The following is a 10,254-nucleotide window of genomic DNA, read 5'->3' on the forward strand; positions in this document are numbered from 1 at the left end:
CCGCGCCAGTGCTAGCTTTTCGTACCGTCACTTATTGCACTGAAAACGAGGAGACCCCGTAGTGCCTGCCTGGAGGACATCGACTGGCGCGCCAGCCGGGGCCTGAGCCGGGAGGTCATCACCAGTCTGGCCGGCGGGGACTGGCTGCGCCATGGTCACAACGTGCTGCTCACCGGTGCCACCGGTTGCGGCAAGACGTGGCTGGCCTGCGCACTGGGGCAGCAGGCCGCGCGCCTGGGGTTCTCTGTCCTCTACACCCGCGCGCCACGGCTGCTGCAGGAGCTGCACGTGGCCCACGGCGACGGTAGCTTTGGCAAACGGCTGGGGCAACTGGCCCGGCTGGACCTGCTCATCCTGGACGACTTCGGTATCGCACCGATTGCCGCGCACGAGCGAAACGACCTGCTGGAGTTGCTGGACGACCGGGTGGGCACGCGCTCGACGCTCATCACCAGCCAGTTGCCGGTGACGGCCTGGCACGCCTGGCTGGACGAGCCCACGCTGGCCGACGCCATCCTGGACCGCATCGTGCACGGTTCACACAAGATAGCCCTCAAGGGCGAGTCGATGAGAAAGCTCACCAAGACCGCCTGAGCCGCCCGTGCCGAGCACCGTTCCACGCTGATGGCGGACAGTTCGGCTACGATTGCAGCGTCACTCAGGACACCCGCGCAGCGTGTCCGCCATCGCCTGGAACGCTGTCCGCGATGGGAATGGAATCACTGTCCGCCATCAGTGGAATGCGCAGATAAGTCTACTGTTGGTGCGTTCGCTTCTCCTTTCTCAATGACTTCCGGCAGGGCCGTCCTGGGCCGCCTTTTCTGAACGGTCTTGGGTGCTGCGCTGGAATGCTTGAACCGCCAGCTCTCGTTGCCGGTCTCCACGATGTGGCAGTGGTGGGTCAGCCGGTCGAGCAGTGCGGTGGTCATCTTGGCGTCGCCAAATACCTGACTCCATTCCCCGAAGCTGAGGTTGGTGGTGATCAGTACGCTGGTTCTCTCGTAGAGCTTGGAGAGCAGGTGGAACAGCAGCGCTCCACCGGCCTGGCTGAACGGCAGGTAGCCCAGCTCATCCAGGATCACCAGGTCCATGTAGACCAGCCGGTGGGCCAGCTGTCCGGCCTTGCCCTGGCTCTTCTCCAGCTCCAGCGCGTTGACCAGCTCCACGGTCGAGAAGAAGCGCATCTTGGCATAGTCACTCATTTCGTTGCCCATCTGGGACGCTGACGTAACGAAATCTGCGCAGGATTGTTCGTTCATCGCGACCTCCTAGAGATTGCCGCCACCAAGGGTCGAAGGCTAGCTTCCATGGTTGGGTGTAGCTTACGCCCTGGTGGTGGCGGAAATGAAAAAGCCCCGCATTCAGCGGGGCTTGATGGCAACAAACAACAGCGAACGGCTACGCGTCTTCAGGCTTAACGTCCACAATAGTTGCAAACTTGATCTTCTCGTTCGCCGTCAACACACTGACCGAAAGCTGTATGAGTTGGCTCGTTTTGAAGGCATCTCGGACAGTTCCAGCGGCACCGCAGGCGCCAACGCCTGCCATCCGGCCAAGCACTCGGCAAGCCTGGGCTGGGAGATGCCGTCGGCCACGCCGATACGCAGCGGCGGCTGGTAGAGCGCACTCGTTCGGCGCACGGCACACTTGGCGCGCTCGAAGCGAATAAACAGTTTGCGCGTCTCCTGCAGCAACTGGGCGCCCGCCGGGGTCAGCGCCAGGTGGCGCGGCGCGCGGACAAACAGCTTGACGCCCAACTCCGCCTCTAGGTCGCGCACCGCGCGCGACAGCGGTGTCTGGTCGATGTGGATACGCTCTGCCGCGCGGGTGAAATTCAGTTCCTCAGCAACGGCGACGAGGTAGCGCAGGTGCCGCAACTCAATTACTGCAGCCTCGCCGCGCAACTGTTGGACAGTGCGCGGCGAAACAAATGGCAACGGAAATAAAAGTAGCAAGGACGAGTGACAGCTGGCGCGGTGCGGATCATTGTGTTACTCCTTGATGGCTATTGATGACTGCTCGATCGAATCAACCGCCCAGCCAAAGCGCCGGGTGGCAAGTGATGAATAACCCGAAATAGGCCCGCGCGGACAGACATCAGTCCTGTGCTTAAGAAGAGTGATGCACACTGGCGTTGTCGCTGGGCAGAATTCAAAAGGAGATTGATCGACGTCTACTGTCAGCTCAGGAAGCAGCTGCGCACGGTTTGGGCTCGACCTCTTCGGCTCGAAAAACGCTCAGGGGATCGGCGATTGCGCTCGTGCTTCATCGAGAACCGGATGAAAGAGGAGTAGTGTCCTTCGAGCTCGCTGAGCTACCGGATGATCCTGCGGCCGTGGCCAACGATCATGGTATCGACATAGCTTGCACCTGAGCGATCCGCCACACCCGCGAGTGCGGCCTTGCCTTGGCCATCGTCCTGATAGACGACGCCCCAGACCTTCATGCCTGTGATGACGCCGACGTTGACGGCATTTTCGGCTTCCTTCGAAAAACTCGTTCGTACGATGAAGACGAACTTGTTCGTTGGGTCTTTGGTTGCCGGGGCCCCTGATACGGCTCCGATCAGCGGAACCTGGCGCTCATTGACAAGGGCAGAGACGGCCAGGATCCCCGGCGTTCCCATGAATCCGAAGAGGCACAGCACACCCTGATCGAGCATGGCCTTCGCATATCGTACGACCAGAGGTCCCTGTCGAATCTGTCGTCCATCAGTTCAACGCGAATTTTCCTTCCGTGCACGCCCCCGACAACATTCATATCCTCGAATGCGATGCGCGTGCCCTCTCGAAACCCTTAGGCGGTGCTGCCGAGGACGCCCGTCAATGGCAGCGACATACCCAAGACAATCTCGTTTGCGTTGCCAGCCCCAAGGGAAGAGCGCGCAAAGCCTCCAGCGGCAATAGCTGCCACTGCCGCTAGCAGGCGACGGCGCGAACATGCCGCTTGCTCCATGATCACATGAGCCCGTTCAACCGGCTCGCTCAGCAAGTCTGCACCATTTGTGCCCATAGCAGTCTCCTTTGTTAATGGTTCAGCGGGCCATCGGCGATTTGCGCGTGCCGAGCCACGATCGACATCAGGTGCTTGAGTTGGCGGCGCCAGGATTCTTCGTGGCTCGGCGTCCAAGACTCGCTCACGGCGGCCTGCATTGCCTGCACCACCGCCTCGAAATAGCACTCATACATGGACAGAGTCGCGCCATATCCCCGGTGGTCTCCCACTTCCCGCTCGACGATGCCCTCCAGGTACCCCACTTCCTGTGTGCATTCCAGGATCATCGTCCGGGTTTCATTGAACATCCGCCCCGGCCGAGGGCATCGTTCCCGAACAACGCACGGGCGTCTGGCCTGAGTGCAAAGAATCGTTCGTACACCAGCGGCACGAGATCATCGACTCGCTCAGCTGCCAGTTCAAGGGACTCATGGATCGATAGCAAGTCAGACAACTTCATCTCCAAGTCGTTGGCTCGTTTGCCGACCGACGTGCATGGCTGCACGCGGCGGGCGTCAGATCGGCGCGGGCACAGCTAGACCACGGCGACAGGGCTTTCCGCGACGAATGAATCGCTGAAGAACTGCGTCGGCGGCAGTCCTCGCTGATCCTCGAGGGCCGTGCGCACGGCCCGCACCATGGCCGGCGCGCCGCAGGCGTAGACGTCGAAGTCCTGCACCGAGTCGAAGGTCTCCAGCACCGCCTGGTGCACCCGTCCCCGCCGTCCACTCCATGCCATCGCATCAATCGGGGCGCTGATGACGGGTTCATAGCGCAGCGAGGGGCGCTGCCTGAGCCACTTCTTCACCACTTCGGGCGCATACAGGCCAGCGGGCACGCGTGCGCCCCAGAACAGGGTCATCGGCCGCTCGATGCCGCGCTTGATGATGTCATCGATGATGGACTTGACCGGCGCGAAACCCGTTCCACCGGCAATGAACAGCAACGGACGGTCGCTCTCCTCGCGCAGATAGAAGTCGCCGTGCGGGAGTTCGATTTGCAGCACATCGCCCTTGGCCAGATTGGGAACGACGCCTGATGTGAAGCCGCCACCGGGCATATGCCTGATGTGCAGCAGAACACCGTCGTTCTCATGCGGCGCGTTGGCCATCGAGAACGAACGCCGCTGCCCGTCGGGAAGAATGACCTGCAGGTACTGGCCAGCGGCGAAGCGGGCTCGCACGCCTGTCGGAAGCCGCAGGTGGAGGATCGAGACGTCGCTGGCGACGAGCTGGTTGCGGAAGACCGTCGCCGAATAGGTCTTGCGTGCGTCGGGGTCGATGCGGTGCCAGGACCGCGGCGCGATCAGAAGATCGCTGGCCGGCTGGGCGCGGCAGAACAGGTGTTCATCGGGCGCGTTGATCCCGGCCTCATGGCCGCCTCCTCCGGTACCGACCACCAGTTCTCCCGCCAGCACCCTGCCCTTGCAGTTTCCGCAGGCGCCCTTGCGGCAGGAATAAGGCATCTCGATGCCATGTTTGGCCGCCGCGTCCAGCACGGTCTGCCCCGCTTCGGCGTCGAACTTGACGTCCGTGCCGTCGATTCGAATTTCATAGCTCATGGCGCCCTGCCTTTGGTTGTCGCCGGTGCTGCCACATGGCCCAGCATTGCGACGGTTTCGATCATGGCCCGGGCCGAGGCCACGCCTTTTCCGGCAATGTCCATTGCACTGCCGTGACCCACACTGGACAAAAGCACGTCGGCACCGATCGAGATCGCGGAAGCGCGCTGCGGGCTGAGCAGCTTGATCGGGATGTGTCCCTGGTCGTGAAAGATCGCGACGTAGAGATCGTGGGCACGCGAAGCCAGCAGCATGTCCCCGCCCGCCGGCCCCGTGACGTCGAGCCCTTCTGCACGCAGTTGTGCAGCCGCGGGCTCCGTGATGGCACTGTCCTCGGTGCCAAAAAGACCGCCCTCGCCCGCATGGGGATTGATGCCCATCAGCGCAATGCGCGGCGTGTCGATGCCAAGCCGGGCCAGGGCCCGAACGCCCGCATGTGCTGCATCAGCTACAAGCTTGGGCGACAGCCGGCGCAGCGCGTGTTGCACGCTCTCGTGCAGCGTGACATGGACGATTCGCAATCCGCCTCCGATCAGCAACAGGAACACGCTGTCCTCGGGCTGGCCGCACACACGCGCCACCAGCGATGGGTAGCCCGAAAAGACAATGCCAGCCTGTGCGATCGCGGTTTCGTGATGGGGCGCGGCGACCACCGCATCGAACCGTCCGCGCTGCGTGGCCTCGATGGCGCGCGTGGCAGCATCGACGGCAGCAGCGCCCGCCTGGGCGTTGATCTCGCCGGGCCTGAATCCATCCTGCAGGACAGGCGCGGATGGCTCGACTGAGGCCACCGCCAGCGCCTCTCCCAAGCCCAGCATATCGGCGGTGTCGCGAAGAACGTTCGCCGGCCCGAACAGCGTGAGCGCCACGTCATCGCGCCCGGCATAAGCGGCCACCGTCTTGAGCGCGATCTCCGGCCCGATGCCGTTGGGGTCCCCAACGGGAATCGCGATGCGGCTGACGGTTCCTTGTGTCACAGGGGAACGGCCAACAGGGTGTCGAAGCGGCTGCTGTCGCAAACCACGACGCGGCGCTTGAGTTGCAGCTTCTCGCCGTTCAGGTCGAACACATCCTTGTAGAGGCCTGTGGCGTACAGGAAGGTTTCATCGCCCTGGACGATGCGCACGACCAGGAAAGGCGTTTCGCACTCGGCTTCGTTCGCGTCGCTGCGCACAACGTGCGGGAGCCCCACCATGTGGCGGTAGGTCTGACGCTCGTAGACATTGGCATGGCGCAGCGCCGTGATGCGGTCCTCCAGCATGCCCCGGGACGTCGCGTACATCAGCCCGGCCGCAAGGCCCGTGCGGTCGTTCTCCGCGCTGGTCACCCGGTAGTGGCACACATCCGCAAAAAAGCCTGGCCAGCTCTCCAGGTTGTCGCTGTCGATGCAGCGGGTGTAGGACGCATTGAAGTCCAGCAATTGATCGCGCAAACTGAGTTTTTCCATTTCGATTTCCTTCGGTCTTCAAACGCCCATCAGCACGCGGTATTGCTTCCAGAAGCCCCTCACGGCAGCCTCCGTGGCACGCGAACTGCTCGAGGCCGTGCTGTCGCCGCCCATCTCCAGCACCGCCTGTTCGGCCCGCGTGCCTGCAATGCCGCGCTGCACGAAGCCGCCGACGGCGCCGTCCTCCATCGACACGAATCCCGCCGCCCCGATCAGGTTGGCCTGCTTGAGCCGGACTTCGCGCTGCGCCGGCGTGTCGGACACGTAGCCGATGTAGGTCCAGTTCAGATCGGTCTTGTCGATGCCGCGCGGCAGCACCTGGCGGATGGCCAGGCAGTTCTGGATCTGCTGCAACACGAAGCCCGGGAACACCGACAGAATCTGCAGCGTGATGCCGTCATCGAACTCCTTGAAGCCCTGCAGCAGGCTGGGGTCCTTCAACTGGTAGCCGGACTGGTCGGATCGCAGCCCCTGGTCCTTGTAGCCGTCGAAGCCATCCTCGTCGACCTTCGAGTAGCTCACGTGATGAGCACCGGTCTCGCTGACGATGACACCGCCCTCCTGGGACAAGCGATTCAGCCGGAAGGTGGTGAAGAACAGGTGCAACAGACTGGCGTGGTAGGTGTCCTTGACGTTCTCGTAATAGAGCTTCCAGTTGTTGGGAAGCGCCTGGGTGAAGCGCCCGATCACCTCCACCGGACGGCCCAGCACCCGCTCGATGCGCGCGCAGATCTCGTCGCCCAGGTACTCCTCCAGTGGGTCCACGTCGTCGCTAAAGCTGCCGAACACCAGGCCACAGAAGATCGCCACGCGCAGCTTGGTCGGGTGATGGTGGTCCTTGCAGAAACCTTCGGGCATGCCGCCCGCACCGTTGACCCCGCCTTCGAATGCCACGCCCTTGAGGTCGCCCTTGAGGCTGTAGGTCCAGGCGTGGTACACGCACTGGAAGTCCTTGGCGTCCTTGCCCGACTTCTCCAGACAGATCAGGGCGCCGCGGTGAGTGCAACGGTTCTCGAACGCGTAGATTTCGCCATCCGCATCGCGCGCCACGACGACCGGAGTCTCGCCGACGAAGGTCGTCCTGTAGTCCCCGCTTTCGGGGATCTCGTTCTCGAGGCAGAGATAGTTCCAGGTATCGCCGCGGTAGATGTTGCGCTGCTCGTCGGCAAAAACCTGATCGTCGCGGTACACCGCCAACGGGACACGGGTTTCACCTTGAGGAATCCATTGGATAGTCGAAGTCTGCATGTTGAGTCCTTTGAGAGATTGGGTGAGCTGGAAGTGAGGGAGTCAATCGACCGTGATCTTTGCGGCCTTGATCACTTGAGCCCAACGAGCGGTTTCCTCGCGCACGAAGCGATCCATCTGTTGCGGCGTGCTGCCGACGACTCGCGCACCCCGCTTGGCAAAGTTCGCCTGTACGTCGGGCAGCTTCAGGGCATCCACGAAGACACGGTTCAACGCGCGCACCATGTCATTGGGAGTTCCCGGGGGCGCGACCACGGCAAACCAAGTCACCGCCTGCATGGCAGACAACCCTGCTTCCACGAAGGTTGGGACTTCCGGAAGCACCTCGGAGCGCTTCGTGTCAGTGACGGCAAGGATCCGAATCTTGCCGCTGCGGTGCAACGGCATCGACGAAGTGAGGTTGTCGAAGAACACATCGACCTGGCCGCCCAGAAGATCCGTCAGCGCGGGCGCTGTACCCTTGTAGGGCACGTGGATCATCCGTGTACCCGTCAGGGACTCAAACAGCGCTGCTGTCAGATGCGACGTCGAGCCATTGCCCTGCGAGGCAAAGGTGACCTTGTCCGGATGGGCTTTCACATAAGCGAGGAACTCCTGAACCGTCTTGGCGGGAAACGAAGCACTCACCGCAAGGACATTGGGTACCTCGGCCATCACTGTGACGGGCATCAGTTCGTTCGAGTCGTAAGCGAGTTTGGGGTAGAGGCTGCGGTTGATCGCAAGCGGGCCGGGTGGCGAAGCCAGCAGCGTGAAACCGTCGGGTTTAGCCTTGGCCACCTGATCGGCGCCGATGTTCCCTCCCGCACCTGGCCGGTTCTCCACCACGACCCCTTTCGGGAAGTGCGGTCGAATTTTCTCGGCCAGGATGCGCGGCAAGGCGTCGGCCGTGCCGCCCGCGGGGAACGGAACGACCAAGAGCAACGGCGCAGCGTTCAGGTCCGCTGCCTTGGTGTGCCAACAGATGGCAACCGCTGACAACAGGATTGCGAGGCGAAGTATCGGCTTGGTAGAAATTTGCATGTTGAGTCCAAGAAAAATGTGAGCGAGATGCTGAGAGGGGTACGGCTTTGCTCAGACCCCGAGGTACTCGGCCAGTCGGTCGGGTTGCGAACGCATTTGTTCGCCGGTGCCTTCGAGCACAACCCGCCCCTTGACCAGGATCAACCTCGTAGTGCGGATAGGGGTTGTCGAGGGCGTCCTCGGCATAAGGGTCGAAGTCGGAAATCGGCGCATCGACGCGGGACGGCTCGTGGGAAAGCGCGGTTGTCATGGGCATGCCTTGTCTCGTGGCTATAGAAATCTGAAAGGGGCTACACCGCCCTCTTGTGCAAGTGGTCAAAGCTTAAGAGCTGCCTTGCATTGGGTCAACGATTTCGCGTATAAAGTGCGGATACCGTACTTTATGTTTGTCTTCACCAATCCCCGAGATAGAAGGATCACGATGGAAATCGAAGAGAAGGAATACGTGATGGGTCTCGAGAAAGGGCTCGCGATCATCGAAGCCTTCGGACAGCGCAAAGGGCCAATGACGCTCACGCAGGCCGCAGAAATCACCGGCCATACGAAGGCGTCGGTGCGGCGCTGTCTGCTGACGTTGTGCAAGCTCGGGTATGCGGCGCAGGTGGGAAGGCAGTTTCAGCTGGCCCCTCGCACACTGCGTCTTGGCCATGCCTACGTCAGCTCGGACCCATTGACGAAAATCGCGCAGCCGATTCTGGAGATGACTAGCGAACGCACCAAGGAGTCGGCTTCGGTGGCCGTGCTCGATTCGCAGGATGCGGTGTTCGTCGCTCGCTCAACGCACCGCCGCAGCCTATCCAGCGGGCTGGGCGTCGGTGCACGGCTGCCCGCTTATTGCAGCGCCACTGGCCGCGTGTTGTTGTCTGCACTTCCTAAGACCGACGTGGAGTTCCTTCTCAACCGCATGTCACGCCCGGCCTTTACCCCACGCACCCTCACGAACATCCGGGACATCCTGCGCGAGATACAGGTAGTGCACACGCAAGGCTATGCGATCAGCGACGAAGAACTCGAGATTGGTCTGCGCTCGATCGCGGTGCCCATCCGCAACGCAGCGGGCGAGATGATCGCGGCGCTGAGCCTATCGGTCTCAACCAGCCGCATGACGCGAGCATCCATTGTCGAGAAACTGCTACCGGAACTCGAAACGGCCCGGAGAAACTTTGCAACGTTGCTGTAAATCGACCACATGCCACTCAGCTGCCGCCAACAACAATACGAAATCGACATCGCCTCCGAGATCAAACGCGATCTGCCGTCCGGTAGTGAGCCTGGAAGTCGACATTGTCCACGGGCGAGCAGCATCGGCAAGTTCTAGCCGATGCACTGCGGTCAGATGCCGATACCGCGCCGGTGACCGAGCTGCCAAGTGACCGACTGTCCGCGCACAATCGCCGACACCTGCAGCCCTAGACGTTGTTCGATCACGGGTTTCCACGGCACCAAATGAAAGCCCATGCCGTCATCAAGTATGGCAAAGTGGCCGCTGGCGAGCTGGATGGACTGGCGGTAGACGCCGCTGACGCGTTGCCCGTCCTGCACCGGGTGCCAGGCCTTGCCGATCTGCTGCTGTAGGCTCTGGCCCACCGAGGCCAGTTCGCGATCGCGCAGGGTAGCTAGCAGGTTGCGTGCCAGAATGATGCGCTGACCCCAGGGCTCGGCCAGCCCCTGCCCGGCCAGGAAATCCACACGCTGGTCCATGGCCTCGCGCACCTGCGCACCAAAGCCCTGGCCGGTTGGTTGTAGGCCTTTGGCGCCATCCGCCACCAGGCCGCGGTCCAGCCAGGTCGCACCCATCGCCTTGATCTGTTGTTCAACGGACAGGTGCGAACGCAGTTCGATAGAGTGTCCTGCGACCTTCTGCGCATCGTGCTGCCTGGCCTTCTGGGGGTCTCCTCGTTTTCAGTGCAATAAGTGACGGTACGCAAAGCTAGCACTGGCGCGGGGGTGGTCTGGGTAGACCGTTGATTTCATTGACTTTCCT

General features: G+C 62.1%; 9 protein-coding genes and 3 pseudogenes. 2 read left to right on the plus strand and 10 right to left on the minus strand.

Translation table 11 applies throughout. The annotated features are described in order from the left end of the window. Positions 1–60: 60 nt before the first annotated feature. Positions 61–594, plus strand: a pseudogene (gene istB, locus ACOQFS_RS03435) (IS21-like element helper ATPase IstB); the annotation flags it as partial. A gap of 125 nt (positions 595–719) precedes the next feature. On the opposite strand, the pseudogene ACOQFS_RS03440 reads toward istB, so the two are convergent. The 9 genes and pseudogenes from ACOQFS_RS03440 to ACOQFS_RS03480 all read right to left on the minus strand — a co-directional run. Continuing rightward, positions 720–1,187, minus strand: a pseudogene (locus ACOQFS_RS03440) (ATP-binding protein); the annotation flags it as partial. A 270-nt stretch (positions 1,188–1,457) separates the two neighbouring features. Further along, positions 1,458–1,937: a LysR family transcriptional regulator gene (locus ACOQFS_RS03445; protein WP_421561572.1), complete on the minus strand. Its 480-nt coding sequence runs from the start codon at positions 1,935–1,937 to the stop codon at positions 1,458–1,460. 377 nt (positions 1,938–2,314) lie between these two features. After that, positions 2,315–2,701, minus strand: coding sequence for an ABC transporter substrate-binding protein (locus ACOQFS_RS03450; RefSeq protein WP_326526548.1), 387 nt, complete (start codon positions 2,699–2,701; stop codon positions 2,315–2,317). Between the two features lie 325 nt (positions 2,702–3,026). Next, positions 3,027–3,302 (minus strand): globin, encoded by a 276-nt coding sequence (locus ACOQFS_RS03455; RefSeq protein WP_326526541.1) that lies wholly within the window; start codon positions 3,300–3,302, stop codon positions 3,027–3,029. 227 nt (positions 3,303–3,529) lie between these two features. Beyond that, a complete protein-coding gene (locus ACOQFS_RS03460; RefSeq protein ID WP_421561573.1) occupies positions 3,530–4,555 on the minus strand; it encodes a 2Fe-2S iron-sulfur cluster-binding protein in 1,026 nt (341 codons plus the stop codon). Further along, positions 4,552–5,532: a PdxA family dehydrogenase gene (locus ACOQFS_RS03465; RefSeq protein WP_421561574.1), complete on the minus strand. Its 981-nt coding sequence runs from the start codon at positions 5,530–5,532 to the stop codon at positions 4,552–4,554. The genes ACOQFS_RS03460 and ACOQFS_RS03465 overlap by 4 nt, the downstream gene beginning before the upstream one ends. Next, a complete protein-coding gene (locus ACOQFS_RS03470) occupies positions 5,529–6,002 on the minus strand; it encodes an aromatic-ring-hydroxylating dioxygenase subunit beta (protein WP_326526544.1) in 474 nt (157 codons plus the stop codon). The genes ACOQFS_RS03465 and ACOQFS_RS03470 overlap by 4 nt, the downstream gene beginning before the upstream one ends. An 18-nt stretch (positions 6,003–6,020) precedes the next feature. Continuing rightward, a complete protein-coding gene (locus ACOQFS_RS03475) occupies positions 6,021–7,250 on the minus strand; it encodes an aromatic ring-hydroxylating oxygenase subunit alpha (protein WP_128003433.1) in 1,230 nt (409 codons plus the stop codon). A gap of 42 nt (positions 7,251–7,292) precedes the next feature. Next, entirely contained in the window at positions 7,293–8,270 is a 978-nt protein-coding gene (locus ACOQFS_RS03480; protein WP_421561575.1) for a Bug family tripartite tricarboxylate transporter substrate binding protein, read from the minus strand. Between the two features lie 421 nt (positions 8,271–8,691). On the opposite strand from ACOQFS_RS03480, the gene ACOQFS_RS03485 reads away from it, so the two are divergent. Beyond that, positions 8,692–9,450 carry an IclR family transcriptional regulator domain-containing protein gene (locus ACOQFS_RS03485; protein WP_240668672.1) on the plus strand — a complete coding sequence of 253 codons (759 nt, stop codon included), beginning with the start codon at positions 8,692–8,694 and terminating at the stop codon, positions 9,448–9,450. A 152-nt stretch (positions 9,451–9,602) separates the two neighbouring features. On the opposite strand, the pseudogene ACOQFS_RS03490 reads toward ACOQFS_RS03485, so the two are convergent. Then, positions 9,603–10,145, minus strand: a pseudogene (locus tag ACOQFS_RS03490) (DUF3363 domain-containing protein); the annotation flags it as partial. Between the last annotated feature and the right edge of the window lie 109 nt (positions 10,146–10,254).

It is taken from the genome of Paracidovorax sp. MALMAid1276 (assembly GCF_049198005.1).
Taxonomy (GTDB): Bacteria; Pseudomonadota; Gammaproteobacteria; order Burkholderiales; family Burkholderiaceae_C; genus Acidovorax.